This is a genomic window from Streptomyces sp. NBC_00873 (assembly GCF_045207415.1).
Lineage (GTDB): Bacteria > Actinomycetota > Actinomycetes > Streptomycetales > Streptomycetaceae > Streptomyces.
This window is the reverse complement of record NZ_CP108803.1, coordinates 6,153,659-6,179,063: the sequence shown is the minus strand read 5'-3', so window position 1 is coordinate 6,179,063 and position 25,405 is coordinate 6,153,659. Positions and strand designations below refer to the sequence as shown.

General features: G+C 70.3%; 23 protein-coding genes and 1 pseudogene. 14 read left to right on the top strand and 10 right to left on the bottom strand.

The annotated features are described in order from the left end of the window. The first annotated feature begins 96 nt into the window (after positions 1–96). The gene (locus tag OH809_RS28485) at positions 97–1,329 is read left to right on the top strand and encodes a GNAT family N-acetyltransferase (protein WP_406419417.1); all 1,233 of its coding nucleotides are present in this window, start codon (positions 97–99) and stop codon (positions 1,327–1,329) included. Between the two features lie 238 nt (positions 1,330–1,567). Here the strand turns inward: OH809_RS28485 and OH809_RS28480 are convergent, their stop codons facing one another. Together OH809_RS28480 and OH809_RS28475 are read right to left on the bottom strand one after the other, a co-directional pair. Next, positions 1,568–2,377, bottom strand: coding sequence for an Fpg/Nei family DNA glycosylase (locus OH809_RS28480; RefSeq protein ID WP_406515816.1), 810 nt, complete (start codon positions 2,375–2,377; stop codon positions 1,568–1,570). A 77-nt stretch (positions 2,378–2,454) separates the two neighbouring features. Continuing rightward, the gene (locus OH809_RS28475; RefSeq protein ID WP_406419421.1) at positions 2,455–2,943 is read right to left on the bottom strand and encodes a ribose-5-phosphate isomerase; all 489 of its coding nucleotides are present in this window, start codon (positions 2,941–2,943) and stop codon (positions 2,455–2,457) included. Between the two features lie 248 nt (positions 2,944–3,191). On the opposite strand from OH809_RS28475, the gene OH809_RS28470 reads away from it, so the two are divergent. Further along, the gene (locus tag OH809_RS28470; protein WP_406419423.1) at positions 3,192–4,655 is read left to right on the top strand and encodes an amino acid permease; all 1,464 of its coding nucleotides are present in this window, start codon (positions 3,192–3,194) and stop codon (positions 4,653–4,655) included. A gap of 284 nt (positions 4,656–4,939) precedes the next feature. Beyond that, positions 4,940–5,374: pseudogene (locus OH809_RS28465) on the top strand (FAD-binding protein); the annotation flags it as partial. Between the two features lie 5 nt (positions 5,375–5,379). On the opposite strand, the gene OH809_RS28460 reads toward OH809_RS28465, so the two are convergent. Further along, the gene (locus OH809_RS28460) at positions 5,380–5,976 is read right to left on the bottom strand and encodes a biotin transporter BioY (RefSeq protein ID WP_406419425.1); all 597 of its coding nucleotides are present in this window, start codon (positions 5,974–5,976) and stop codon (positions 5,380–5,382) included. A gap of 289 nt (positions 5,977–6,265) precedes the next feature. Here OH809_RS28460 and OH809_RS28455 point away from each other — a divergent pair, with 289 nt between their 5' ends. Then, a complete protein-coding gene (locus OH809_RS28455; protein WP_406419427.1) occupies positions 6,266–7,675 on the top strand; it encodes an amino acid permease in 1,410 nt (469 codons plus the stop codon). 147 nt (positions 7,676–7,822) lie between these two features. After that, on the top strand, positions 7,823–9,238 hold the full coding sequence (locus tag OH809_RS28450) for an amino acid permease (RefSeq protein ID WP_406419429.1): 1,416 nt from the start codon (positions 7,823–7,825) through the stop codon (positions 9,236–9,238). On the opposite strand, the gene OH809_RS28445 is transcribed toward OH809_RS28450, so the two are convergent. Then, the gene (locus OH809_RS28445) at positions 9,228–9,860 is read right to left on the bottom strand and encodes a histidine phosphatase family protein (protein ID WP_406419431.1); all 633 of its coding nucleotides are present in this window, start codon (positions 9,858–9,860) and stop codon (positions 9,228–9,230) included. The two genes, OH809_RS28450 and OH809_RS28445, sit on opposite strands and share 11 nt — an antisense overlap. Further along, positions 9,857–10,009: a hypothetical protein gene (locus OH809_RS28440; protein ID WP_406419433.1), complete on the bottom strand. Its 153-nt coding sequence runs from the start codon at positions 10,007–10,009 to the stop codon at positions 9,857–9,859. The genes OH809_RS28445 and OH809_RS28440 overlap by 4 nt, the downstream gene beginning before the upstream one ends. A 329-nt stretch (positions 10,010–10,338) precedes the next feature. On the opposite strand from OH809_RS28440, the gene OH809_RS28435 reads away from it, so the two are divergent. Continuing rightward, complete coding sequence (locus tag OH809_RS28435) at positions 10,339–10,980, top strand: superoxide dismutase (RefSeq protein WP_406419434.1); 642 nt, start codon at positions 10,339–10,341, stop codon at positions 10,978–10,980. Between the two features lie 134 nt (positions 10,981–11,114). On the opposite strand, the gene OH809_RS28430 is transcribed toward OH809_RS28435, so the two are convergent. Next, positions 11,115–11,975, bottom strand: a complete 861-nt coding sequence (locus tag OH809_RS28430) for an alpha/beta fold hydrolase (RefSeq protein WP_406419436.1) — start codon at positions 11,973–11,975, stop codon at positions 11,115–11,117. Positions 11,976–12,188: 213 nt separating this feature from the next. Between OH809_RS28430 and OH809_RS28425 the strand changes: the two genes are divergently transcribed. Further along, positions 12,189–12,839: a CatB-related O-acetyltransferase gene (locus OH809_RS28425; protein ID WP_406419438.1), complete on the top strand. Its 651-nt coding sequence runs from the start codon at positions 12,189–12,191 to the stop codon at positions 12,837–12,839. Continuing rightward, positions 12,836–13,675 (top strand): MOSC domain-containing protein, encoded by an 840-nt coding sequence (locus OH809_RS28420; RefSeq protein WP_406419440.1) that lies wholly within the window; start codon positions 12,836–12,838, stop codon positions 13,673–13,675. The genes OH809_RS28425 and OH809_RS28420 overlap by 4 nt, the downstream gene beginning before the upstream one ends. Before the next feature lie 43 nt (positions 13,676–13,718). Here the strand turns inward: OH809_RS28420 and OH809_RS28415 are convergent, their stop codons facing one another. Then, positions 13,719–15,362, bottom strand: coding sequence for an IS200/IS605 family accessory protein TnpB-related protein (locus OH809_RS28415; protein WP_406424937.1), 1,644 nt, complete (start codon positions 15,360–15,362; stop codon positions 13,719–13,721). A 295-nt stretch (positions 15,363–15,657) separates the two neighbouring features. Between OH809_RS28415 and OH809_RS28410 the strand changes: the two genes are divergently transcribed. Continuing rightward, positions 15,658–15,846, top strand: a complete 189-nt coding sequence (locus OH809_RS28410; RefSeq protein WP_406419441.1) for a hypothetical protein — start codon at positions 15,658–15,660, stop codon at positions 15,844–15,846. Positions 15,847–16,074: 228 nt separating this feature from the next. On the opposite strand, the gene OH809_RS28405 is transcribed toward OH809_RS28410, so the two are convergent. Then, the gene (locus OH809_RS28405) at positions 16,075–17,052 is read right to left on the bottom strand and encodes an ArsR/SmtB family transcription factor (RefSeq protein WP_406419443.1); all 978 of its coding nucleotides are present in this window, start codon (positions 17,050–17,052) and stop codon (positions 16,075–16,077) included. A gap of 74 nt (positions 17,053–17,126) precedes the next feature. On the opposite strand from OH809_RS28405, the gene OH809_RS28400 reads away from it, so the two are divergent. Both OH809_RS28400 and OH809_RS28395 read left to right on the top strand, forming a co-directional pair. After that, on the top strand, positions 17,127–18,362 hold the full coding sequence (locus OH809_RS28400) for an MFS transporter (protein WP_406419445.1): 1,236 nt from the start codon (positions 17,127–17,129) through the stop codon (positions 18,360–18,362). A 175-nt stretch (positions 18,363–18,537) separates the two neighbouring features. Then, positions 18,538–19,464, top strand: a complete 927-nt coding sequence (locus OH809_RS28395) for an NADP-dependent oxidoreductase (RefSeq protein WP_406419447.1) — start codon at positions 18,538–18,540, stop codon at positions 19,462–19,464. A gap of 58 nt (positions 19,465–19,522) precedes the next feature. Here OH809_RS28395 and OH809_RS28390 read toward each other — a convergent pair whose 3' ends face one another. Further along, positions 19,523–19,981, bottom strand: a complete 459-nt coding sequence (locus OH809_RS28390; RefSeq protein ID WP_406419449.1) for a GNAT family N-acetyltransferase — start codon at positions 19,979–19,981, stop codon at positions 19,523–19,525. An 82-nt stretch (positions 19,982–20,063) separates the two neighbouring features. Here OH809_RS28390 and OH809_RS28385 point away from each other — a divergent pair, with 82 nt between their 5' ends. Next, entirely contained in the window at positions 20,064–20,597 is a 534-nt protein-coding gene (locus tag OH809_RS28385) for a DUF4240 domain-containing protein (RefSeq protein WP_406419451.1), read from the top strand. A 55-nt stretch (positions 20,598–20,652) separates the two neighbouring features. Here OH809_RS28385 and OH809_RS28380 read toward each other — a convergent pair whose 3' ends face one another. Beyond that, positions 20,653–21,303, bottom strand: coding sequence for a DsbA family protein (locus OH809_RS28380; RefSeq protein WP_406419453.1), 651 nt, complete (start codon positions 21,301–21,303; stop codon positions 20,653–20,655). A 131-nt stretch (positions 21,304–21,434) separates the two neighbouring features. On the opposite strand from OH809_RS28380, the gene pepN reads away from it, so the two are divergent. Further along, positions 21,435–24,056, top strand: coding sequence for an aminopeptidase N (gene pepN / locus OH809_RS28375; protein ID WP_406419455.1), 2,622 nt, complete (start codon positions 21,435–21,437; stop codon positions 24,054–24,056). Between the two features lie 167 nt (positions 24,057–24,223). Continuing rightward, the gene (locus OH809_RS28370) at positions 24,224–25,258 is read left to right on the top strand and encodes a hypothetical protein (protein ID WP_406419457.1); all 1,035 of its coding nucleotides are present in this window, start codon (positions 24,224–24,226) and stop codon (positions 25,256–25,258) included. Positions 25,259–25,405: the final 147 nt, after the last annotated feature.

Here is a 25,405-nt window from a genome sequence, read left to right as displayed (position 1 = left end):
CTTATCCACCCGGGCGCCTCCGGTGCAGGGGGACCCCTGTGACAATGCGTTCGAAAACGGGTCGCCCGTCTGCCGTACCCCTGGTAGGCATGGCATATGACTACAGAGTTGCGGGTGCTGCGTCCGTCCGAATGGAACGAATGGTTCGCGAGTCTGGAACTCGCCTTCGGCGGAGTCGCCGAGTCCCCGGAGGAACGCGAACTCTGGAACGCGCTGACCGAGCACGAGCGGTCGATCGGCATCTGGGACGGCTCGGACGTGGTCGGTACGGCGGGTGCCTTCAGCTTCCGGCTGGCCGTACCGGGCGGGGCTCTGGTGCCTGCGGCAGGGGTGACGATGGTGAGCGTCGCGGCCACGCACCGCAGGCGCGGACTGCTGACCTCGATGATGCGGCGCCAGCTCGACGACGTGCGGGCCCTGGGTGAACCACTCGCTGTGCTGGGGGCTTCGGAGCCCGCGATCTACGGCCGGTTCGGGTACGGGGCGGCCACGAAGCAGATGTCGCTGGAGATCGACACGGACCGGGTACGGCTGACGGTGCCGGACGGCACGGACGGGATCCGCCTGCGGTACGCGAAGCCGGACGAGGCGGTCACCACGATCGAGGGCGTGTACGAGCAGCTGGTGGCAGGGCGGCCGGGCGCACCGGCGTGCGGTCCCGGCTGGGAGCGGAAGGCGACGCTCGACCCGGAGAGCACACGGCAGGGGGCGTCGCCGCTGCAGTGCGTGCTGGCGGAACGGGACGGTGGGGTGGTCGGGTACGCGGCCTTCCGCAACAAGCCGGACTGGGACGCGGGGGTCCCCAAGGGCCGGATCGTGGCGGACGATGTGTCGGCCCTCGACCCGGCGGCGTACGGGGCGCTCTGGCGGTTCCTCTTCGGGATCGACCTGACGTCGACGGTCGAGGCACGGAACCGGCCGGTCGACGATGCCCTCCTGCATCTCGTCTCGGACGTGCGGCGGTGCAACATCAAAGTGCGCGATGCGCTGTACGTTCGGCTGGTGGAGCTGGGCGCGGCGCTGGAGGCGCGGGCGTACCGGGCACCGGTGAACGTGGTGTTCGAGGTGACGGACGCGTTCTGCCCCTGGAACGAGGGGCGTTGGCGGCTGACGGCCGATGCGAAGGGGGGAGCGTCGTGCAAGCGGACGGACGACCCCGCGGATCTGGCGCTTTCGGTGCGGGAGTTGGGGGCGGCGTACTTGGGCGGCACATCGGTGGTCTCGCTGGCGCGGGCGGGCCGGGTACGGGAGTTGCGGGCGGGGGCGGTCGACGAGGCCTCGCTGGCGTTCTCCTCGGCGGTGGAGCCGTGGCTGCCCCGGGGGTTCTAGCGGCGTGTGCTGCCGGGCGCGTCCGGCGCGGCCGCTTCGTCCTCGGACGCGGGACGGGCTGAAATGGGCCGCCCGGGCCCGGGACGGCGAGGGAGCCGGGGGCGCCCGGCAGACGCTCGGTCCTCAATCGCCGGACGGGCTGGGGGCTGACCGCATGCCGAGCCCGTCCCGCGCCCGAGGACGAAGGGGGTGGGCCAGGGTCTTGCGTTTGGATCAGGCCTGATCCAAACGCAAGACCCTAGTACGGCTGGCAGGCGGGGCACCAGAAGAGGTTGCGGGCTGCCAGGTCCGCCGTGCGGACCTCCGTGCCGCAGATGTGGCACGGCTGGTGCGTCCGGCGGTACACGTACACCTCGCCTCCGTGGTCGTCCACCCGCGGCGCGCGGCCCATCGCCTCGGGAAGGTGCTCGGGGCGGACCGTGTCGATGCGGTTGTTCCGCACACCCTCGCGCATCAGCATCACCAGGTCGTCCCACATCGCGTCCCACTCCGCACGGGTGAGGTCCTTGCCCGGCCGGTACGGGTCGATGCCGTGGCGGAAGAGGACCTCGGCGCGGTAGACGTTGCCGACGCCCGCGATGACCTTCTGGTCCATCAGCAGGGCTGCGACGGTGATGCGGCTGCGCGAGATCCGCTGCCAGGCGCGTTCGCCGTCCTCGTCGGTCCGTAGCGGGTCCGGGCCCAGCCGGTCGTGTATCGCGCGCTTCTCGGGTTCCGTGATCAGGGCGCAGGTGGTCGGACCGCGCAGATCCGCGTGGTGTTCGTCGTTGGCCAGGCGCAGGCGGACCGTTTCGGTGGGCGGCGGTACCGGTGCCGTACCGAAGTGGAGCTTGCCGAACAGTCCCAGGTGGATGTGTACCCAGCCGAAGTCCTCGAAACCGAGGAACAGGTGCTTGCCGTGCGCGTCGACGCCGGTGAACGCACGGCCGTCGAGGAGCGCCGCGCTGTCCGAGAACCTGCCCTGCGGGCTGCTCACCCGCACCGGCCCGCCCACGAACCGGTCGCGATGGTCCGCGGCCAGGCGGTGGATCGTGTGTCCCTCGGGCACGGCGGTGGCTCTCCTCGGTCGGGTGGGGAAATGGCTGTGCCGCCGGGCGGGCCGGCGGCACGGGGGGTGTGGGGCGGTCAGCCCTGCTGCGGGTGGTGGGCGGGGATCGGGGGAAGCTCGCCCGTCGTCTCGTACGCCGTCAGCATCTCAATGCGACGGGTGTGACGCTCCTCACCGGAGTACGGCGTGGCGAGGAAGATCTCGACGAACTTCGTCGACTCCTCCACCGAGTGCATCCGGCCACCGATGGCCACCACGTTGGCGTTGTTGTGCTCGCGGCCGAGCGCGGCGGTCTGCTCGCTCCAGGCGAGTGCGGCGCGTACGCCCTTCACCTTGTTGGCGGCGATCTGCTCACCGTTGCCGGAGCCGCCGATCACGATGCCGAGGCTGCCCGCGTCCGCGGCCGTCTTCTCGGCTGCGCGGAGGCAGAACGGCGGGTAGTCGTCCTGGGCGTCGTAGATGTGGGGGCCACAGTCGACGGCTTCGTGGCCTTGGGCCGTGAGCCACTCGACGAGGTGGTTCTTGAGTTCGAAGCCGGCATGGTCTGAGCCGAGGTACACGCGCATGTTCCGAGTGTGGCACGCGCGGCGCCGGGTAGCCGTCATCGGGGTCGGGACCCTCCGGTCCGGCCGGAGCTGCGGAGCCCTTGTGCGGGGTGTGTGGGAAATCCCACTCCACGATCCGGTCACCAATCTGGAAGAGGGGGTTCCGCTTCCGGGGTTCCACAGGCTTCAATGCTGAGACTCCGCCGCGACACCACCGTGTAGCGGCACAGCCACGGAACTGAGTGATCCAAGACATAAGGATTCGATCCATGACCCAGACGACTCTGGCAGGGCCGGGCCACCAGCCCGGCGAGCCGGACCGGGCGGACAAGCCGAGCTCCTCCGACGGGCTCCAGGCCGGTCTCAAGAATCGTCACCTCTCGATGATCGCCATCGGCGGGGTGATCGGCGCCGGCCTCTTCGTGGGCTCCGGCGCAGGTATCGCCGCCGCGGGACCCGCCATCCTGCTGTCGTACGCGCTGGTCGGCCTCATGGTCGTCTTCGTGATGCGGATGCTCGGCGAGATGGCCGCGGCCCGACCGAGCTCGGGCTCCTTCTCCGCCTACGCCGACCAGGCCCTCGGCCGCTGGGCCGGCTTCTCGATCGGCTGGCTGTACTGGTTCTTCTGGGTCGTGGTGCTCGCCGTCGAAGCCACGGCGGGTGCCAAGATCCTGGAGGGCTGGGTGCCGGGCGTCCCGCAGTGGGCGTGGGCGCTGATCGTGATGGTGGTGCTCACCGCGACGAACCTGGTCTCGGTCGGTTCGTACGGAGAGTTCGAGTTCTGGTTCGCCGGGATCAAGGTCGTGGCGATCGGCGCGTTCGTCGTCGTCGGGCTGCTCGCCGTCTTCGGGCTGCTGCCCGGTTCGGACAACCCCGGCTCGGGGCTCGCGCATCTCACGGACACCGGCGGGTTCTTCCCCAAGGGGCCGGGCGCCATCCTCACCGGTGTGCTGATGGTCGTCTTCTCCTTCATGGGCAGCGAGATCGTGACGCTGGCGGCCGGCGAGTCGGAGAACCCGCAGCGCGCCGTCCAGAAGGCCACCAACAGCGTGATCTGGCGGATCGCCGTCTTCTACCTGGGCTCGATCTTCATCGTGCTGACGCTGCTGCCGTGGAACGACGCGTCGATCCTCAAGGACGGCAGCTATGTCGCCGCACTGAACTCGATCGGCATCCCGCACGCCGGCCAGGTGATGGACGTCATCGTGCTGACGGCCGTGCTGTCCTGCCTCAACTCCGGCCTCTACACGGCCTCGCGGATGGCGTTCTCGCTCGGCGGCCGCGGTGACGCACCGAAGGCGTTCGCCCGGACGAACAAGCGGGGCGTGCCGCAGGCGGCCATCCTGTCCTCCGTCGTCTTCGGCTTCGTCGCCGTGTTCTTCAACTACCAGTGGCCGGACACCGTGTTCCAGTTCCTGCTGAACTCGTCCGGTGCGGTCGCCCTGTTCGTCTGGCTGGTCATCTGCTTCACCCAGCTGCGCATGCGGGGCATCATCCTGCGCGAGTCGCCGGAGAAGCTGGTCGTACGGATGTGGCTCTTCCCGTATCTGACCTGGGCGACCATCGCGATGATCTCGTTCGTGCTGGTCTACATGCTGACCGACGACAGCGGCCGTGAGCAGGTGCTGCTCTCGCTGCTCGTCGCGGCGGTCGTGGTGGCGATCGCGCTGGTACGTGAGGTCCGGCAGCGCAGGAGCGGAGCGGTCACGGCGGACGCGTCCGCCGAAGCCTGACCGAGCCCGTCCGTACCTGACGGCCGATGTCAGGTATACCGGGGAGGCTCTCTCCTGCCAGATGTCACCGGGCAAACGGAGAGCCTCCCCATGAACGACCAGTTGCCTGCCCAGTTCACCTTCCGCCCCGGCGACCTCGGATACACGGAGGAACTGGCCGGCTTCCAGACCGGTTTCACGCTCCGGCCCGGACCTCGTCGGCGCCACCGATGCCGACGAGGTCCGGGCCGCCGTCGTGTACGCCGCCGCCCGCGGACTTCCTGTCGCCGTCCAGGCCACCGGGCGACCCGCCGTTCCCGCACGCCTATTACGGCGACAGCGCGATGCTGAGCGGGCTGGACGCGGAGCGTGCGCTGCGGGCCCTGGAGCTGACCGGGCCGAAGGCGCCGATGATGACCGTGGTGCAGATCAACCATCTGGGCGGGGCGCCGGCCGCGGAGCCCGCGGTGCCCACTGCCGTGCCGTACCGCGACGCCGCCTTCCTGCTGCGGCTGCTCTCGCCGCTCGACGGGACCGGTGTGGCGGCGGTACGGGCCCCGTACGCACAGGTGTCCTCCGTGCCGGAGCCGCCGGCCGTGGGGCGCTCGCTGAACTTCTCGTTCGGCGGCGGGTACCGTGCCGAGGGATTCCACGACGAGCGGACGCGGAAGAGGCTCGCCGGTGTGGTGTCGCAGTACGACCCGGCGAGCCTCTTCGGAACGGTTTACGAGGGCGAGTAGCCCGGTCAGCCGCGGCGGCCGACGAGCTTCCAGGCGGCGGGCAGCGCGCCCATCGCCAGGGCCGCCTTCAGCGCGTCACCCAGCAGGAACGGCACCAGGCCGGCCGCGATCGCGGCGCTCGCCGACATCCCCGTGGAGAGCGCCAGGTACGGGACACCGACCGCGTAGATGATCGCGGAGCCGAGCGCCATCGTGCCCGCCGTGCGCAGCACCGAGCGGTCGCCGCCGCGGCGGGCGAGGCCCCCGACCACGGTGGCGGCGAGCAGCATGCCGAGGACGTAACCGAACGAGGCACCGCCCGCGCCGGAGCTTCCGCCCGCGAACCACGGCATGCCCGCCATGCCGACGAGCGCGTACACGGCCAGGGAGAGGAAGCCGCGGCGGGCGCCGAGGGCGGTGCCGACGAGGAGCGCGGCGAAGGTCTGGCCGGTGACGGGGACCGGGGAGCCGGGGACCGGGACGGCGATCTGGGCGGCGATGCCGGTGAGCGCGGCGCCGCCGACGACCAGGGCCGTGTCGACGGCATAGCGGTGCCGGGCTGCGGGCAGCAGGTCGGCGAGGACCGCTCCGGTACGGACGGGGGCGGCGGCAGCAGTGCTCATCGGGACTCCGCGGTGGTAGGGCAGGTGGGGACAGACTGGGGCTGACGTTAGCCCACGGGGCAACGCTCGATCACCATCAGCCGCCCACAAAGCGGCGCTTGACGGCTTGGTGGGGTTCACACAAAGGCCGGTGAGCGATCACGCGACGGCGTGATGCTCGTCACTGAGGTGGGGGCGGAGAGGGGGCTGTCCGCCGGGCGGGGTTTTGCAACGTGAGACTGTAGGTTCCCCATAAGAGGGTCCCCCAGCTACCGGACCCGCTGAATGATCCGAGAGTGATCCGCACCCCATGCACGACGCCCCTCCCCCCACGGAGCCCAGGCAGCCGGAACCGCTGGCGCACGGGCTGAAACAGCGCCATCTGACGATGCTCGGACTGGGCGGGGTGATCGGCGCCGGGCTCTTCGTGGGTTCGGGCGCCGGGATCGCCGTCGCGGGCCCGGCCATCATCGTGTCGTATCTGATCGCGGGCACCCTCGCGATGCTGGTGATGCGGATGCTCGGCGAGATGTCGGCCGCGATACCCGCCTCCGGTTCGTTCTCCGTCCATGCGGAGCGGGCGCTCGGCCGGTGGGCCGGGTTCAGTGTGGGCTGGCTCTACTGGTTCCTGCTGGTGGTGGTCCTCGCCGTGGAGGCGACCGCTGCCGCGACGATCGCCCATGGCTGGGTGCCGGCCGTGGACCAGTGGGCCTGGGTGCTGGTGTTCATGGTGGTGTTCACCGTCGCCAATCTGACCGCGGTGAAGAACTTCGGCGAGTTCGAGTTCTGGTTCGCCGCGCTCAAGGTCGCCGCGATCGTGGTCTTCCTCGTACTCGGACTGCTGGCCATTCTCGGTCTGCTCCCGGACACGGATCCGGTAGGACTGACCAACCTGACCGGCCAGGGCGGTTTCCTGCCGAACGGCTGGGCCGGGGTCGTGTCCGGTGTCCTGACCGTCGTCTTCGCGTTCGGCGGACTGGAGGTCCTGACGATCGCGGCGGCCGAGACCGACGATCCGGCGCGCGCGGTGGGACGCGCCGTGCGCAGCGCGGTCGTGCGCATCCTCTTCTTCTACGTCGGGTCGATGCTGGTGATCGTGACAGTGCTGCCGTGGACCGCGCAGCAGGCCGGGCTGAGCCCGTACGTCAAGGTCCTGGACGCGATCGGGGTGCCGTCGGCCGGGCAGATCATGAACATCGTGGTGTTCGTGGCGCTGCTCTCCGCACTGAACGCCAATCTCTACGGCGCGTCCCGGATGATCTTCTCACTGGCCGAGCGCGGCGAGGCGCCGCGCGGGCTGCTCAAGGTGTCGGGCGGCCAGGACGGCAATGGCAAGGGCGGAGTGCCGCGGCGGGCGGTGCTCGCGTCGGTCGCCTTCGGCTTCGTCTCCGTCCTCCTCAATCTGAAGTGGCCCGACTCCGTCTTCCTCTACCTGCTCAACTCGGTGGGCGCGGTGCTGCTGTTCGTATGGGGGCTGATCGCCGCGTCCCAACTGCGGCTGCGCCGCCGTATCGAACGTGAGGCGCCCGAGGCCCTGACGCTGCGGATGTGGTTCTTCCCCTGGCTGACCTGGCTGACCCTGGTCGCGCTGGTGGCCGTGCTCGTGCTGATGCTGACCGATGACGTGGCGCGGCCGCAGGTGCTGTGGTCGGCGGGGGCGACCGGCCTGATGCTGCTCGTGGCGCTGGCGCGGGAGGTGCGGGACCGGCGCCGGGGCTGACGGGGCGGAGCCGTCGCGGGTGCGTACGCGCGTGTGCACCATGTGTGAGCCCGGTGCCCGTATAGCGGACAGCTGTTCCCTGCGGGCGGGGGGCGCGGACAGACTGTGGCCTCGTCCACCGTCTCACCTACCGAACAGAGCACGTCCATGTCTCGGACCTCCGCGTCTCCCCCCACCGCCGGCTCCGAAGTCTCCGCAGCCCCGGTCGACTCCGCCCTCACCCATGGGCTCAAGCAGCGCCATCTGTCGATGATCGCCCTCGGCGGCGTCATCGGTGCCGGGCTGTTCGTCGGTTCCGGCGCCGGCATCGCCTCCGCCGGGCCCTCGATCGTCCTCGCCTACGCCATCTCCGGACTGCTGGTCATGTTCGTGATGCGCATGCTCGGCGAGATGTCCGCCGCCAATCCGGCATCCGGCTCGTTCTCCGTCCATGCGGAGCGGGCGATCGGTCCGTGGGCGGGGTTCACCGCCGGGTGGGCGTTCTGGGTGCTGCTCAGTGTCGCCGTCGGCCTTGAGGGGATCGGCGCCGCGAAGATCGTCACCGGCTGGCTGCCCGGCACCCCGGAGTGGGCCTGGGTCGCGCTGTTCATGGCGGTCTTCCTCGGCACGAACCTGGCCGCCGTGAAGAACTTCGGCGAGTTCGAGTTCTGGTTCGCCGCGCTCAAGGTCGCCGCGATCACGCTCTTCCTGGTGCTGGGTGTGCTGGCGATCCTCGGCGTGCTGCCCGGCACGGACGCCCCCGGCGGCGCCAATCTCACCGGCGACGGCGGGTTCCTGCCGAACGGCTCCAACGGCTTCATCATCGGGCTGCTGGCCTCGGTCTTCGCGTACGGCGGTCTGGAGACGGTCACCATCGCCGCGGCCGAGTCCGAGAACCCGGTACGGGGTGTCGCGAAGGCGGTGCGGACGGCGATGTGGCGGATCGCGCTGTTCTACGTCGGTTCGATGGCGGTCATCGTCACGCTCGTGCCGTGGGACGACCCGAAGGTCGCCACGGTCGGCCCGTTCTACGCGACCCTCGACCACCTCGGCATCAGCGGCGCCGCGGAGATCATGAATGTGGTCATCCTGGTCGCGCTGCTCTCCGCGATGAACGCGAACATCTACGGCGCCTCGCGCATGGCCTGCTCACTGGTCGCCCGCGGCCAGGGCCCGCAGCGGCTCGGCAGGGTCACCTCCGGGGTGCCCCGCAACGCGGTTCTCGTCTCGTCCGTCTTCGGTTTCCTCTGCGTGCTGCTCAGCTACTGGCGGCCGGACGATGTCTTCCCCTGGCTGCTCAACATGATCGGCGCGGTGATCCTGGTCGTCTGGATCTTCATCGCGGCCTCGCAGCTGGTGCTGCGCACCCGGCTGGAGCGCGAGGCGCCCGAGAAGCTGGTGGTACGGATGTGGCTGTTCCCGGTGGGGACGGTGCTGGCGCTGCTGGCCATGGCCGGCATCTTCCTGCTGATGCTGCGCCAGCCCGAAACGCGTGACCAGCTGCTGGCGACCGGTCTGCTGACCGCCGTACTCATCGTGATCGGTGTCGTACGACAGCGGCGGGCCGCGGCCGTCAAGGGCTGACGTCCGGTGCGCACGGCACATTGAGGGAGAGCAGCGCGCCGCCCTCCTCCCCCAGCCGCACCTCGCTCACCGCCGCGTTCCGCAGCTGCGGAAAGACGCGGCGGTAGGCGCCGAGCGGGATCGACAGCAGTTCGCACAGCACCAGCCGCAGCAGCGTGTTGTGCGCGACGACGAGGACCCGCTGCCCCGGATGGCCGTCCGCGATCCGGCGCAGCGCCATCGTTCCCCGGGCCGCTGCCACCCGCGGGTCCTCGGCCCCGGGGAAGGCGTTGATCACCGGGTCGGCCCGGAACGCCTCCGCCCGTTCCGGGTCCTCGGCGGCGAACTCGGCGAGAGTGCGCCCCTCCACCGTCCCGAAGTCGCACTCCCGCAGATCGGGTTCGCGTCCGGGTACGAGGTCAAGCGCCCAGCAGGCGGGTTGGGCGGTCTCGATGGCACGGGTGACGGTCGACGTCCAGATCGCGTCGACGCGGTGTCGCAACGCCCACTGCGCCAACTGTTCGGCCTGGCGGCGCCCCTCGTCGGTGAGGGCGACGTCACTGACCCCGGCGTAGCGGTTCTCGGCGTGCCACGCGGTCTGTCCGTGCCGGGCGAGGAACAAGGTGGTGGGGCTGGTGGTCATCGGCTCTCCGTTCGGGACCGGGCGTGGGTGGCGAGCGCTCCGGACAGCCGGCCCCGCCGTTCCGGTCCGTCCACCAGCTTGAGGTACGGCTCCGTGTGGCGGGCGGTGCGCGCCGGGTCGGGGCGCAGGACCTGCCGGATTCTGACCATGTGGCCCGCGGGTCGCGGGCGAGGGCGCACGACGACCGCCTGCCCCGGCTGCCCCACGGTCGTACGCGCGGCCGCGCCTGAACGGAACGCGTGCTTACGCAGGGAGCGGACGTGCCTGGTTCCCGTCCGTCACCTCGTACGGATCGACCCGCAGCAGGCGCCGAACGTGCCGCGGAACCCGCTCGGCAGCCTGCACCGACGAGGTGGGCACCACCCGCGTCCGACACCGGCACCGGCATCCCCGCACCACAGGCCTCCCTTCCTCCTGTTAGCCTGCATTTGCATATAGGTTGCAATAACAACAGGAAAGCAGCTGGAGGGTTCGCCCCATGGCCACGTACACGCTCCCGGAACTCCCGTACGACTACGCGGCGCTCGAACCGGTCATCAACCCGCAGATCATCGAGCTCCACCACGACAAGCACCACGCCGCCTACGTCAAGGGCGCCAACGACACCCTGGAGCAGCTGGAGGAGGCGCGCGCCAAGGAGGCCTGGGGAGCGATCAACGGCCTGCAGAAAAACCTCGCGTTCCACCTCTCCGGTCACATCCTGCACTCGATCTACTGGCACAACATGAGCGGTGACGGCGGCGGCGAGCCCCTCGCGGCGGACGGTGTCGGTGACCTCGCGGACGCGATCACGGAGTCGTTCGGGTCGTTCGCCGGCTTCAAGTCCCAGCTGACGAAGGCTTCGGCCACCACGCAGGGCTCCGGCTGGGGCGTCCTCGCGTACGAGCCGCTCAGCGGGAAGCTGATCGTCGAGCAGGTCTACGACCACCAGGGCAATGTCGGCCAGGGCTCCGTCCCGATCCTGGTCTTCGACGCCTGGGAGCACGCCTTCTACCTCCAGTACAAGAACCAGAAGGTCGACTTCATCGAGGCCATGTGGCGTGTCGTCAACTGGCAGGACGTGGCGAAGCGTTACGCGACCGCCAAGGAGCGCGCCAACGTGCTGCTGCTCGCCCCCTGACGGGGCGGCGCTCATGAACGTCCTGCCTCGTGATCGTCTTCTCAACCTTCACCGGGCAGGCGGATGAAGGGGGGATCCTCGCCTGGACGTGACAGGTGAGGGTCCTTCTGTTTGTTGCGCGCGAGGGAGAGGAGTCAAGAGACGGGGGCATGCTTCAGCAGAGTGCTCAGTACGTGCTCGGCATGCGTCCAGAGCACCGCCCCGCCCGCATCCGGCACCAGGTGCCGGACCGCGCCCGGGATGCGCGAGGCCAGTTCGGCCCCCTGGTCGGGCGAGTGACCGGTGTCCTTCCCCCCGTACCAGAGGACCACCGGTACGCCGATGTCCGACAGTTCGATCCCCCAGTGGCCCATGGCCAGGACGGTGTCCCGGGCATAGCCGTCGCCACCCTGCGCGAAGGCTTCGTCGAGCGCTCGCCGGTAGGCGGCCGCGAACGCGGGCTGCTGATAGACGGCGAGGTCGCACTCGGGACTGCCGGACATGACCATGTCCCACATCGCCTGCGGGGTGAACCCGGCGAAGGTCTTCTCCGCGGCGGCCGGGTCGGACACCGCCAGGTCGACGAGGTGCCGCAGTTCACCCGGCAGCGCGTCGGCGAAACACGACGCGGCGATCTCGTCCGCGCCGGAGACCACCGCGAGCGCGCCGACCACACCGGCAGCAGCGCATCCGAGGGCGAAGGGCGCCCCCTGCGAGTTGCCGACCATCAGGGGCCGGCCCAGGCCGCGCAGGGCGGCGAACGCGCGGATGTCGTCGGCGAAGTCCCCGAAGGTACGGCCGGGCCGGGGCGAGGAGGCACCCAGTCCCGGACGGTCGAGCGAGATCAACCGCACGCCGAGGCCGTCCACCGTCTCGCCGCCGAACCCGAGATGCCTGCTGGTGGCCGCCCCCGGCGACAGCAGCACCGGCACGCCGTCCACCGGCCCCCACTCGGCCCAACCCAGCCGCCTCCCTCCCGACAGCTGTTCCGTACCGATACGAACCGGATCAGACATGTGCAAACTCATAGGTCCGATCCTGACCGGATCCGCGGACCGTGTCGAAGGGATTTCCGCCGAACCCCGGACCGGACCGCTTCAAGAGGTGACGGTGTCCGGCCAGAGGATGTCGGTCTCGACCGGCGCGGCATAGTCGATGCCGGGTACGGCGAACGCATGAGTCCCTAAAAGGAACTTACCGCGTGCAAGGTGAATGCGAAGATGGGCGCCATGAGTTCCGCTCCCGCTGACCCCACCGTCCTGCACCCGATGCCCGGCCAGCCCCGGGTCGTCCAGCTGAAGCCCCTGGTGAAGTCCGAACTGATCGAGGTCGGCGACTACTCGTACTACGACGACCCCGACGACGCGACCGCTTTCGAGACTCGCAACGTGCTGTACCACTACGGCCCGGAGAAGCTCGTCATCGGGAAGTTCTGCGCGCTGGGGACCGGAGTGCGGTTCATCATGAACGGCGCCAACCACCGGATGGACGGCCCGTCCACGTTCCCCTTCCCCACCATGGGCGGCTCCTGGGCCGAGCACTTCGACCTGCTGACCGGGCTGCCGGGCCGGGGCGACACGGTCGTCGGCAACGACGTCTGGTTCGGCTACAACTCCATGGTGATGCCGGGCGTACGGATCGGGCACGGCGCGATCATCGGCGCCGGCGCGGTCGTCACCGGTGACGTACCCGACTACGGCATCGTCGGCGGCAATCCGGCCAAGCTGATCCGTACCCGGTACGACGACGAGACCATCGCCCGGCTCCTGGCCGTCGCCTGGTGGGACTGGCCCATCGAGCACCTCACCCGACACATCCGCACCGTCATGTCCGGCAGCGTCGACGACCTCGAAGCGGCTGCCCCGGAGGGGACATCGTGACGATCGCCGTTCGAGAACTCACCTACTACCCGGTCAAGGGCTGCACCGGCACCACGGTCGATTCCGTGCAGGTTCTCGGGACCGGCCTCGAACACGACCGGACGTTCATGGTGGTGGACGCGGCGGACGGCGCCTTCCGCAGCCAGCGTACGCATCCTTCGATGGCCGCGATCAGGGTCGAAGTCCTTGACGACGGGGCGACGTTGGCCCTGTCCTCCGAGGGCGTCGAACCGCTCCGCCTGAAGGTCGACCGGGACGGCCCGCGCCGCGAGGTCAGCATGTTCGACCGCCCCCTCGGCGCGGCGGCGGACCAGGGGGACGAGGTCGCGGAATGGTTCTCCGACGCGCTCGGAGCCAAGTCCCGCCTGGTACGGGTGGCCCCCGGCTTCGACCGGGACGGCTGGGGCGAGACCCCCGGCAAGGTCAACTTCGCGGACGCCCACGCGGTGCTGGTCGCCTCGACGGCCTCCCTGGACGGCCTCAACGCCCGCATCGCCGCCCGGGGCGACGCCGCGCCCGTCCCGATGGACCGCTTCCGCGCCAACATAGTCCTGACCGGCAACGACGAACCCCACTTCGAGGACCGGGTACGCCGGATGATCCTCGGTTCCGTGGAACTCGCCTATTCGGTACGGGCGATACGGTGCAACGTCCCGCTCGTCGACCAGCGCACCGGCCGCCGCGCGGGTCCGGAACCGGTCCGGACTCTCGCGACGTACCGGCGCGAGCCGGAGTACAAGAACAAGGTGAGCTTCGGCGCGAAGAACGCGGTGGTCCGCGAGGGCGTGGTGACCGTCGGGGACGTGGCCGAGGTCACGGACTGGCTCAACCCTTGAAGACCCCGACCTTCACCCCGTCGATGAACGCGGCCCACCGTTCCTAACCAGTGTGCGTAAGTGAGTCTTGGACCCACTGCTGCGTACTGGGCGCATCCCGAACGGTGTTGGATGCGCTGGGTTCCCGCTTTCGCTTCCCACTCGGCGACGGCCCTCCAGGGGGCCGGTCCGTTGTGGGTGGGCGGGTTCCCTCACGCCCCCGGTCACCTGGTCCGGCCTGGGCGGTCCGATGCCCCGCACGATCACTCCGGTCGTGTGGGGGCGGTGCCGTCCGACGCCGGATCGGGTGTCCGAGGGCGCGTCGTCCGATCGCGATACCGGCGGCATCGTGACGGGACACGGTGCGGTGCGGGGTGACCAGTGGCTTCTGCCAGTGCTGGGCACCCCACATGCTGGTGTAGGCGGGGTCGACCGCGACGATCGCGAGACCCTGCGCGGCGGCCATGGAGACGAGCCGGGCCTTGAACTTGCCGGTCGGGATGCCGGAGATCAGCTGCCGGAACCGCTTCTGGCGGCCGTGCTTCTCCCGGGTCTTCTCGGCGGTGAAGTCGAGGTCCTCGATGCCGATCGCGGCGACACCGACACGCACCGCCCAGTTGATCAGGCGGGTCAGGGCGTGGCGGATCTGGGCGTCGCGGTGGCCGGCCGAACCGGACAGGTCGTAGGGGAAGCGGTGCGGGTCACCGACCGGATTGCCGTGCCGGTCGAGGTGGTAGGCGGCGAAGTGGTCGGCGTTGGTGTCGACGCCGATCATGCCCTGGGCGCGGGCGGCGGCGAGCGGGACCGTCTTCACGAGGGGGCGTTGCCAGGATGCAGTGAGGTACCAGCGATCACGGTCCACGTCGAGGTGGATGCGGTAGGCGACGGCCCGGTGCGCTTCGATGCGGTCGGCCCACTCCGAGCCCCGGTGCGCGAACACCACGGTGGAGGCGAGGACGTACCGGCCGTGCCGGGCGTTGGCCAGGTGCGCAAGCGGGTCAGGCAGCTTGATCGACACTTCGCCGTCCGGGGTGACGCGGATCGTCTCGTTTCCGAACCGCTTCCCCGACTCACCGTCAGCGGCAAGAAACCAGCGCTCCACCTTCCACCGTTCCTGCCACTGCTCCTCGGTGAGCTCGGCTTGGGTGAGATGGTGGCGGGTGTTCAGGAGCCGTTTACCGCCCCGCACCACCCGGACCCATCCAGCCTGCCAGTCGGAGACAGCGGCGGCGTGCCGGTCTTCCAGCATCGCAAGGCGACGGGACTTGCGGAACCACTCGCTCTTCGACTGGTAGCCGCCCGCAGCCCGCTTCGTCCCGCGTTCCCCGAGCGGGAGGGACAGGCGGTGCCGCAACGTCTTGATCCCGGCTGCCAAGTTCTGAATATGCGCCGCCTGGCAACGGCGGGCCAGCGCCCACTGATCGTGGGTGGCTTTGGTGATCGCACCCGCGATCCGCGACGACGACACCCCGGTCAGGTCCCGCTTGCGCGCCGCCCAGGTGTCTGCACTGTGCTTCAGACCGTCCGCGCAGCGGGCCTTGAGATCACGGGAGGCCAGCGCACCCTGGTGCTCACCGACCGCACGCAGCACCTTCTCGTCCTGGGGCGTGAGGTGCTTGAGACGGTCCCGGATCGCCACCCCGGCAGGCCCGGGCACCACGAGGGACACGGCCAACTCCCGCAAACCACCCACCACATCACCCCCCATCCTCAAGGCCGGACACCTGCCACCCAGCCCAACGAGCAGCAGTCGCCAAGGTCACCCATTCGGCCCCAGAACTCCCGTTCCCACCCCTCGCAACCCACCGACAGGACTCACTCCCGCTCACCACAACTCACTTCGACTCAGCAAACCAACAGCAGCCCGCAACCCCCACGCTCGACGACCTCTCCGGCCGGGGCCTGGTCATCGTGGACGCGATCGCCGAGAAGTGGGGCGTACGGCCGCGTGACCCCGGCAAGACGGTCTGGGTCCATCTCGCCATCGGCCTGGCGGAGTTGCCATGAGGCAGCCCCTCAAAACCACCTGGCGGTACGAGGTCACCGTCGCGGGAGGCGTCGTACAGGCCGAGCACGCCACCACCGCCACACAGGCGCTGATCTGGATGCGGGTCTCCGTACGGACCCTGCTCTTCGGATTCGACGCGGAGGACCGCGCGCGCACCTACCGCTGGCTCGACCAAGGTCAGTGAGAGGCCATCATACGGCTCAGGGCCGGCGAGCCGTACGCCTACACCGCACGGGCGGGTGCCAGCGTGAGTGATGGCGACCTGGTGGTCGCCCACGGTCAGCCGGGTGACCTCGTCCCACGGGATCTCGTCGGCGGCACCCTTGACGTACAGGTACGTATCGCTGATCTCGAAGGGGTCGGGTTCCCGCAGCCTATGCCCGCCCCCGGCGCCCGGAACGCCCGCACCCTCTCAGTCGTGGCGCTGCGCCTCCACCAGCACGTCGCCCACCTCCGTACGGAAGTACAGCACCGACCGCCCGGCCCTTCGGCGGCCCGCCAGGCCGCTGTCCAGCAGGACCTTGAGGTGGCGGCCCACCGAACCCAGTCCCTGGCCGGTCAGGGCCACCAGCTGGGTGGTGCTCTTCGGGCTGGAGAGGAGGACGAGGACCGCCGCCCGCGCGGGGCCGAGCAGACGACCCAGGCTGTCGGGCACCCTCGCCCGACCCGCGTCGGCCAGAGCGCCCGAGCACGGGTAGACGACCGCGTACCGTTCGGCGCCGTCGTCCCAGGACACCCAGCCCGTGCGTTGGGTGACCGGCACGAACAGCAGCCGCACACCCGCCAGTTGCTTCGGCGGGTAGTCGTGCGCGTTGATCTGGAGCCGACTCCCGCCGAGCCACCGCATTCCCGGGCGCAGGCCGCTCAGGGCGGCGGCCCAGCCGCCCTGGCTCAGCTGTCCGGTCCGCGCGACGATGTCCGCCTCAATGATCCGGCGGCGGCGCGGCCAGTCCGGCAGCACGGTGTGTCGCCAGACCCACTCCAGCACGTCGGCGGCGCGTTGTGCCAGGTCGTCGCGGTCCAGGAGGGCTGGGAGGGGGCCGCCGCCGAGGGACACCTCCAGGTCGGCTCGGGCGCGCTCCGGCGAGGTCGCCCGGACGGGTGCCAACTCCTCCTCGAAGGAGGGTGCGCCCTCGCCCGTCGGTGTGGGGGTGATGAAGTCCGCGTTCCAGCTGCCGCCGAGTGCTGCGGGTACGAGGCGGGCGGCGACCGGGTCGGCGGCCTGCCGTGCACGGTGGGCGGGCAGATGGGCGTCGAGCCAGGCCCGTTCGCCGGGGTGCTCGGCCCGTCCGCTTTCCAGGGCGTTCAGGGCGGAGATGGTCTCGGCGAGCGGCGAGACGACGAACCGGCTCCCGGCCAGCGTGTCCGTGTTGATCTGCCACAGGCCCACGACGTCATGCCTCCACGTTTCGCCGACACGCGAAACAGTAGCGGTCGCCCCGGACGGCCGCTGAGACTCCTCGCATGCGCACCTACCGGGAACTCTTCCGAGCGCCTCAGTTCGGACCGCTCTTCGCAACCAGTGCCGTACAGGTCGCGGGGTCGACGATGAGCGGGCTGGCCCTCGGCACCCTCGTCTACGCCGCGACCGACTCGCCGCTGCTCGCCGCTCTGTCCATGTTCGGCTCCTCGCTCGCCCAGGTGATCGGCGCGACCGTGCTGATGTCGGCGGCGGACCGGCTGCCGCCACGGGCCACGATGACCGGCATGGCGCTCGCCTTCGGGCTGGCCACCGCCGTCCTCGCCGTCCCCGGTCTTCCGCTGCCAGCCGTCTTCGCGATCATCCTGATCGAGGGTGTGGTCGCCGCGGTGGGCGGCGGTGTGCGGTACGGACTGCTCAACGAGGTGCTGCCCAAGGACGGGTATCTACTGGGGCGTTCCGTACTGAACATGTGTGTCGGCCTGATGCAGATCGGCGGGTTCGCGCTCGGCGGGCTCCTGGTGACGACGCTGTCCGCGCGCGGCACGCTGCTGGTCGCCGCCGCCCTGTATCTGGCAGGTGCGGCCGTCGCCCGGTTCGGGCTGGCACGCCGTCCGCCGCGCGCCGCCGGGCGGCCGTCGGTCGCGCAGACGTGGCGGACCAATGCCGTTCTGTGGTCCTCGGGCCCGCGCCGCCGGATCTATCTCGCGCTCTGGGTACCGAACGGGCTGATCGTCGGCTGCGAGTCGCTGTTCGTCCCGTACGCCCCCGAACACGCGGGGCTCCTCTTCGCCTTCGCCGCGCTGGGGATGCTCGTCGGGGACACCGTGGCGGGCCGGTTCGTCGCGCAGCGTTGGCGGGGGCGGCTGGCCATGCCGATGCAGTTGCTCCTGGCCGCCCCGTATCTGCTCTTCGCCGCGCGTCCGGCGCTGCCGGTGGCGTTCGCTCTGGCCGCGCTCGCCTCGGTCGGGTTCTCGGCGAGCCTGCTGCTGCAGGAACGCCTGATGGCCCTGACCCCGAACGAGATCACCGGTCAGGCCCTCGGTCTGCACTCCTCCGGCATGCTCACCATGCAGGGCGTCGCGGCCTCGCTGGCGGGCGCCGTCGCCCAGTGGACGTCACCGGCGACGGCCATGACCGTGATGGCGGCGGCCTCTCTCGCGGTCACCCTGGCCCTGGCCGCGGCCGGGCGCCGGGCTGCGGGAGCGGTGGACAACGTGAAGCCCCACGGGACTTCGGAAACGGTGGACGTCACGGGTTCTGCTGGTCGACCAGCGTGACCGGCTCCTGCTGCTGTGCGGCAGGGCCCCGGAGGCGGGACGGTGCCCGGTGGTGGTCGTTCGGAACGAACTCGGGTGCCCCATCGGACCATCGCTCGGTAGCTTTGGCTGCGTCTTGGCGGAGCATCCGCGCTCCTGACCGGTCTCGGTAGACCCCAAATGGGCAAAGGAAAACATGTTAAAGACATATCGCGCTGTGCAGTTCACGGAGTACGGCGGACCCGAGGTATTGCACGTTGTGGACCGCGAGGTGCCGCGCCCAGGTCCCGGGGAGGCGCTGGTCGAGGTCCGGGCTGCCGGGGTGAATCCGCTGGACTGGCAGCTGCGCAGCGGGGCCGTCGCGGCCATGATGCCGGTGGAGTTCCCCGCGGTGCCGGGGGGCGACGTAGCCGGTGTCGTTGTGGACGTCGGCAAGGACGTGACCGACTTCGCTGCAGGTGACGAGGTCTTCGGTTCGATCGGCTTCGGCAGCTACGCCGAGTTCGTACTGGCCCCTGCGGCGCAGATTGCGCGAAAGCCCGGAAACGTGCCCTGGGAGATCGCTGCCGGACTGCCGGTGGCCGCCAACACGGCATACCAGGCACTCTGCGACCTCGATGTGAAGGCCGGGGAGACTCTGGTCGTGGACGGGGCCGCCGGCGGTGTCGGGTCCGTGGCCGTGCAGATCGCCAGGCATCTCGGCGCGACCGTGATCGGTACGGCAAGCGAGCGCAACCACGCGTACCTGCGTTCGCTCGGCGCCGAGCCCGTGACCTACGGCGAGGGGCTCGCCGAGCAGGTCCGCACCATCGCGCCGAACGGCGCGGACGCGGCATTCGACGCCGCAGGAAAGGGCTCGTTGCCGGCACTCGTCGACGTGACCGGCGGGCCGGAACGCGTGGTCACCATCGCCGACCACCGAGCGGAGGAACACGGCGTGCGCTTTGTGTTCGCCAGCGCCGGTGCGATCCGTGAGCGTCTTGAGCAGGCAGCCGCGCTGGTCGTGAACGGCGAACTCACCCTGTCGGTGGCACGGACGTACTCGCTGTCCCAGGCAGCCGACGCTCACCGGGAGAGCGAAGGCGGCCACGTACGCGGCAAGCTGATCATCGTGCCGGACTGACGCGGGTACGTCTGCCCCGGGAACAACTGATGGCCCTGCCCTGGCCCCCGGCAGGAGGTCAGCGTGACGTGAGGCCGACTTCCAGCAGCGGCAGCTCGCGGCCGGGGATCGAGCCCGACGGGGTCGACCCGATCCGTACCGCGCCCATCGCAAGGTAGAACGGCTCCGCGTTCGGGTCGGCGTCGATGGTGAACCGTGCGAAGCCGAGGCGGCGGGCCTCCGCCACGGCATGTTCGAAGAGGAGACGGCCGATGCCCCGGCCGATCGCGTCCGGGGCGACGAACATCATGCCGAGGGCGCCCTCGGGCGGGGTGCCGTCCAGGGTGGTGAAGCCCAGGACGCGGCCGTCCTCCTCGGCGACCGTCGTGCGGCGGCGCTCGATGTCGGCCGGGTGCATGGTCAGTTCGTCGCAGCAGGAGGCGAGGAACGCCTCGTCGTAACCCCAGTGACCCTTCGATGCCAGGGCCAGCTCGGTCAGTGCCGCGGCCTCGGACCTGCGTGCCGGTCGTACGTTCATGTCCGCCCGATTCCCTTCCCTCGGCTCCCTCGGCAGCTCGCCGCACCCGAGACTGTCAGACTTCCCCGGCATGCTGCACCGCATGGACACTACGGACTTCTGGAATCCGATCGACGACGCCCGCGCGCAGGTCACCGACCCGGCGGATGCGGAGGCCGTCGTCGAGCGGGCCTCCGCGCTGCTCGCCACCCGGCCCCGGGATGAGATCGTCGCCGCGCAGCAGCTTCTCTGGGACCTGATGGCCGCTTCCTACCGGGCTCCGCTCTGGGCTGCGGCGTACACCATCAATGGCGGCTGTTCCGACGACGGTTTCGAGTACTTCCGGGGATGGCTGATAGCGCAGGGGCGGGAGGTGTTCGAGCGGGTCGTTGCCGACCCGGACGCGCTCGCCGAACTTCCGTTGGTCCGCGAGGCGGCGGCCGCGGGCATCGACCTCGAGTGCGAGGAGATGCTCGGGGTCGCCTGGGACGCGTACTCGGTGACGACGGGTCAGACCATGCCCGAGCGCTCGTTCACGATCGAATACCCCGACCTGGACCCGGAGTGGAATTTCAGCTTCGACGACGCGGAGCGGGTGGCGCTGCGGCTGCCGAAGCTGGACGCGTTGTACGCGTGAGGCGGTGCGGTGCCGGGTCCGGACGGCGGCCGGAACCCGCACCGCACCGGGTGAATCAGTCGAAGATCGGGCCCTGGGTCCGGGTCCGCTTGATCTCGTAGAAGCCGGGGATCGACGCCACCAGCAGCGTGCCGTCCCACAGCTTCGCCGCCTCCTCGCCCTTCGGGGCGGGGGTGACGACCGGGCCGAAGAAGGCGATCTGCTCGCCGTCGGAGCCGGGCACGGCGATGACCGGCGTGCCGACGTCCTGGCCGACCTTGTCGATGCCCTCCTTGTGGGAGGCGCGCAGCTCGGCGTCGTACACGTCCGAGTCTGCGAAGTCCGCCAGCTCGGCCGGCAGGCCGACGTCCTGGAGCGCGCCCACGATCGCCTCACGGGTGGGACCCTCGCCCTGGTTGTGGAAGCGGGTGCCGAGCGCGGTGTACAGCGGGCCGACGATGTCGTCGCCGTGCTTCTGCTGGGCGGCGATGACGACGCGGACCGGGCCCCACGCCTTCGTCTCCAGCAGGTCGCGGTACTCCTCCGGCAGCTCGTCGAGCTTGTCCTCGTTGAGGACGGCAAGGCTCATCACGTGCCAGCGGACCTCGACGTCGCGGACCTTCTCCACCTCCAGCATCCAGCGGGAGGTCATCCAGGCCCAGGGGCAGAGCGGGTCGAACCAGAAATCGGCGGGGGTCCTGCCGTTCACCGGGCTGTTCTCAGACATGTCTCTCCTCAAGAGGCAATCGCACCTGTGCGCGAGAACACCGCAGAACGTCCCCGTCATTCCCGGCCACCGGGGCCGGAACGCGCGTGGGAGGATCAAAGCATTCGAACGTGACACAAAGGAGTGCACCTGTGCCCGGTCAGAACCTGTCCCGCGACGAGGCCCACGAGCGGGCCGAACTGCTGACCGTCGACGGATACGACGTCGTGCTCGACGTGCGTTCCGCGATCGACGAGCCCGGCGGCAACGCCGGGGACGGCGGCGGGGAGCAGCCGGCCGATCCGCGGACCTTCCGCTCGGTGACCACGATCCGGTTCCGCACCGCGCGGGCGGGGGCGTCGACCTTCGCCGACCTGCTGGCGCCGAGCGTGACGTCGGTGACCCTGAACGGGCAGGCGCTCGACCCCGCCGTCGTCTTCGACGGGACGCGGGTGGCGCTGAACGATCTGCCGGAGGGCGAGAACGTCCTGGTGGTCGACGCGCAGTGCGCGTACAGCCGGACCGGGGAGGGAATGCACCGGTTCGTCGACCCGGAGGACGGCGAGGTCTACCTCTACACGCAGTACGAGCCGGCCGACGCGCGGCGCGTCTTCGCGAACTTCGAGCAGCCCGACCTGAAGGCACCCTTCCGCTTCGAGGTGACGGCGCCCGAGGCCTGGACGGTCTGGAGCAACGGGTCGGAGGAGTCCCGGGACGGCGGGGTCCGGCGGTTCGCCGAGACGAAGCCGATCTCCACGTACATCACGGCGGTCGTGGCCGGCCCGTACCACTATGTGACGGACTCCTACAGCCGTACGTTCGACGACGGCACGACGCTGGACATCCCGCTCGGCGCCCTCTGCCGCAAGGGGCTCGCCCGGCACTTCGACGCGGACGACATCTTCCTCGTCACCAAGCAGGGCCTGGACTTCTTCCACGACAACTTCGACTACCCGTACCCGTTCGGCAAGTACGACCAGGCGTTCGTGCCCGAGTACAACCTCGGCGCGATGGAGAACCCGGGCTGTGTCACGTTCCGCGAGGAGTACATCTTCCGCGGCAAGGTGACGCAGGCGTCGTACGAGAGCCGGGCCAACGTCATCCTGCACGAGATGGCGCACATGTGGTTCGGCGACCTCGTCACCATGCAGTGGTGGGACGACCTGTGGCTGAAGGAGTCGTTCGCCGACTTCATGGGCGCGTTCTCCATGGTGGAGTCGACCCGCTTCAAGAACGGCTGGATCACCTTCGCCAACAACCGCAAGTCGTGGGCGTACCGGGCCGACCAGCTGCCGTCCACGCACCCGATCACGGCCGACATCCGTGATCTGGAGGACGCCAAGCTGAACTTCGACGGCATCACCTACGCCAAGGGCGCCTCCGTGCTGAAGCAGCTGGTGGCGTACGCCGGGCGGGACGCGTTCCTGGAGGGCGCCCGGCGCTACTTCAAGAAGCACGCGTACGGGAACACGCAGCTGGGCGACCTGCTGTCGGTGCTGGCCGAGACGTCCGGGCGGGACATGGTCACCTGGTCGCGGTCGTGGCTGCAGACGGCGGGCGTGAACTCGCTGACGCCGGTGGTGACGTACGACGCGGCGGACCGGATCACGGAGCTGGCCGTGCTCCAGGAGGCGGTCGAGTCGCACCCTGAACTGCGGCCGCACCGGGTCGCGGTCGGCCTGTACCGGCGCAGGTCGAACGGTGACCTGGTGCGGTACGCGCGCGCCGAGGTGGACGTGGCGGGGGCGCGCACGGTGGTCGGGGCGCTGGCCGGGGCCGAGCGGCCCGAGCTGATCCTCGTCAACGACGACGACCTCACGTACTGCAAGGTCCGCTTCGACGAGGCGTCCCTCGACACGCTGCGCGCGCACCTCGGTGACATCACCGACCCGCTGGCGCGGGCGCTGTGCTGGTCCGCGCTGTGGAACCTGACGCGGGACGGTCTGATGCCGGCCCGCGACTTCATCTCACTCGTGCTGGACTTCTCCGGCAAGGAGTCCGACATCGGCGTCCTGCAGATGCTGCACACCTGGACCCGGACCGCGCTCGTCCACTATGCCGCTCCCGGATGGCGCGAGGAGGGCGGCCGGGCGCTGGCCGAAGGCGCGCTGCGGGAGCTGCGGATCGCCGCGCCGGGGAGCGAGCACCAGCTGGCGTGGGCGCGGTTCTTCGCGGCGGTCGCGGACTCGGACGCGGACTTCCAGCTGCTGTCCTCGCTGCTGGGGGCGTCCGCGCGGATCGACGGTCTTGAGGTCGACCAGGAGCTGCGGTGGGCATTCCTGTCCCCGCTGGCTGCGCACGGGGTCGCCGACGAGTCGGTGATCAATGCCGAACTGGCCCGGGACGACACGGCGTCCGGCAAGCGGCACCAGGTGCGGTGCCTGGCCTCCCGGCCGTCGGCGGCGGTCAAGGCACAGGCGTGGGCGGCGGTGGTGGAGTCGGACGCGCTGTCCAACGCGCTGGTGGAGGCGACGATCGCGGGGTTCGAGCAGCCGTCGCAGCGGGAGTTGCTGGCGCCCTACGCGGCTCGGTACTTCGAGGCGATCGAGCGGGTGTGGGCCGAGCGGTCGATCCAGATCGGAATGGCTGTGGTGAGGGGGCTGTTCCCGGCGCTGCAGGACGACGAGTCGACGCTGGCAGCCACGGATGTGTGGCTGGAGGCCCATGCGGACGCGGCGCCCGCGCTGCGGCGGCTGGTGCTGGAGGCCCGGGACGATCTGGCTCGGGCGTTGCGGGCGCAGGCGTGTGACGCGGGGGCCGGCGGCCGGTTCTGAGCGTGCGCGGCGTCGGACGGAGGCGGGGACGGGGACGGGGACGTCAGGGGTGGGATCGTGCCTTTTCGGTTGTCGAACTCCCGTCCTTTAGAGCGGGCTTGTCCTGAATCGTCGACGGGCGTGTAACAGGGGTTAGCCGCACGACGGCGTGCGGCATACCCCGGAACATGACCCAGAACACCCCGCTCTCCTCCCGCCCCATCCGCCTCCCCGCTCACGTAGAGCAACGCGTGCTCTCCGTCGAGGAGTTGAAGGCTCACGGGGTATCCCCCGCCCGCGCCGCCGCACAATGCCGGGACGGTGGACCGTGGCAGCAACCGCTGCCCGGTGTGTATGTGCTGCACCCGGGGCCGCCCACCGGTGAGGAGCGGCTGCGGTCCGCCCTGCTGTACGCCGGACGGCGGCGCGGCGCGACGGGGGCGGGGTACGGCGAAGGCATGGTCACCGGGCTCGCCGCGCTCGCCCTGTACGGGTTCTCCCTCGCACCGCCGCTGGGCTCGCTCGACCGGATCGACGTTCTGGTGCCCCGCACCCGCCGATTGCGGTCCGCCCGGTACGCGCACGTGGTGCGGACGGCCGAGCTGCCCAGCCCGGTCCGGCTCGCCGGGCTGCCGGTGGCCCCCGTGGCGCGGGCGCTCGCGGACGCGGTCGCCGGGATCGGGGACGCCTCCGCCGCACACCGGCTGCTCACCGAGGCGGTCCGCGGCGGGCTTTGCGAGCCGGCCGCGGCGGTACGGGAGTTGAGCCGCGCCAAGCTCCTGGGCCGGACCTATGTCGTGCACGCCGTGGACTCGTTGATCGCCGAGGGGCGGGCGTCGGCGGAGTGCCGGTTGTACGAGATGGTGCGGACGTACGACCTGCCGGAGCCGTTGTGGAATGTGGACCTCCGGCTGCCGGGCGGGCCGCATCTGGGCGGGGTGGACGCCTACTGGCCGGACGAGGCGGTCGCCGTCGAGCTCGACACCGGGGCGCCCCGGCACAGCGCGCTCGACGACGACCGGTCTCAGGCCGGGCACGACGCCCGGTGGTCCGCGTACGCCGCCGAGCGGGAGCATCTGGAAGGGCTCGGCGTCACCGTCGTCCACCTCACGCCGAAGAGGCTCCAGGAAGCACCGGAGCAGCAGGCGACCGTGGTGCGTACCGCGCTGATGGCGGCCGCCGACCGTGACCCCGCAGCGGATGTGGTCATCCTGCCCCGGTGATACGGGAGTTATCACCGGGTTCATCCCTCATGGCGCATCAGCCCCGTTGGCGGAAGTACGCCACGGCGGCAACTCGGACACGTCAACCCTCCACAAACCCCTCCCATTTGCGAAAGGCTGAGCGGTCATCCGGTACCGAATTCCGGA

Bases quoted from the DNA above. Each gene is read 5' to 3' on its own strand.
- OH809_RS28485 (WP_406419417.1), top strand. From the start codon at position 97: ATGACTACAGAGTTGCGGGTGCTGCGTCCGTCCGAATGGAACGAATGG.
- OH809_RS28475 (WP_406419421.1), bottom strand. From the start codon at position 2,943: ATGCGCGTGTACCTCGGCTCAGACCATGCCGGCTTCGAACTCAAGAAC.
- OH809_RS28470 (WP_406419423.1), top strand. From the start codon at position 3,192: ATGACCCAGACGACTCTGGCAGGGCCGGGCCACCAGCCCGGCGAGCCG.
- OH809_RS28460 (WP_406419425.1), bottom strand. From the start codon at position 5,976: ATGAGCACTGCTGCCGCCGCCCCCGTCCGTACCGGAGCGGTCCTCGCC.
- OH809_RS28455 (WP_406419427.1), top strand. From the start codon at position 6,266: ATGCACGACGCCCCTCCCCCCACGGAGCCCAGGCAGCCGGAACCGCTG.
- OH809_RS28450 (WP_406419429.1), top strand. From the start codon at position 7,823: ATGTCTCGGACCTCCGCGTCTCCCCCCACCGCCGGCTCCGAAGTCTCC.
- OH809_RS28445 (WP_406419431.1), bottom strand. From the start codon at position 9,860: ATGACCACCAGCCCCACCACCTTGTTCCTCGCCCGGCACGGACAGACC.
- OH809_RS28440 (WP_406419433.1), bottom strand. From the start codon at position 10,009: ATGGTCAGAATCCGGCAGGTCCTGCGCCCCGACCCGGCGCGCACCGCC.
- OH809_RS28435 (WP_406419434.1), top strand. From the start codon at position 10,339: ATGGCCACGTACACGCTCCCGGAACTCCCGTACGACTACGCGGCGCTC.
- OH809_RS28430 (WP_406419436.1), bottom strand. From the start codon at position 11,975: ATGTCTGATCCGGTTCGTATCGGTACGGAACAGCTGTCGGGAGGGAGG.
- OH809_RS28425 (WP_406419438.1), top strand. From the start codon at position 12,189: ATGAGTTCCGCTCCCGCTGACCCCACCGTCCTGCACCCGATGCCCGGC.
- OH809_RS28415 (WP_406424937.1), bottom strand. From the start codon at position 15,362: ATGGGGGGTGATGTGGTGGGTGGTTTGCGGGAGTTGGCCGTGTCCCTC.
- OH809_RS28410 (WP_406419441.1), top strand. From the start codon at position 15,658: ATGAGGCAGCCCCTCAAAACCACCTGGCGGTACGAGGTCACCGTCGCG.
- OH809_RS28400 (WP_406419445.1), top strand. From the start codon at position 17,127: ATGCGCACCTACCGGGAACTCTTCCGAGCGCCTCAGTTCGGACCGCTC.
- OH809_RS28395 (WP_406419447.1), top strand. From the start codon at position 18,538: ATGTTAAAGACATATCGCGCTGTGCAGTTCACGGAGTACGGCGGACCC.
- OH809_RS28390 (WP_406419449.1), bottom strand. From the start codon at position 19,981: ATGAACGTACGACCGGCACGCAGGTCCGAGGCCGCGGCACTGACCGAG.
- OH809_RS28385 (WP_406419451.1), top strand. From the start codon at position 20,064: ATGGACACTACGGACTTCTGGAATCCGATCGACGACGCCCGCGCGCAG.
- OH809_RS28380 (WP_406419453.1), bottom strand. From the start codon at position 21,303: ATGTCTGAGAACAGCCCGGTGAACGGCAGGACCCCCGCCGATTTCTGG.
- OH809_RS28370 (WP_406419457.1), top strand. From the start codon at position 24,224: ATGACCCAGAACACCCCGCTCTCCTCCCGCCCCATCCGCCTCCCCGCT.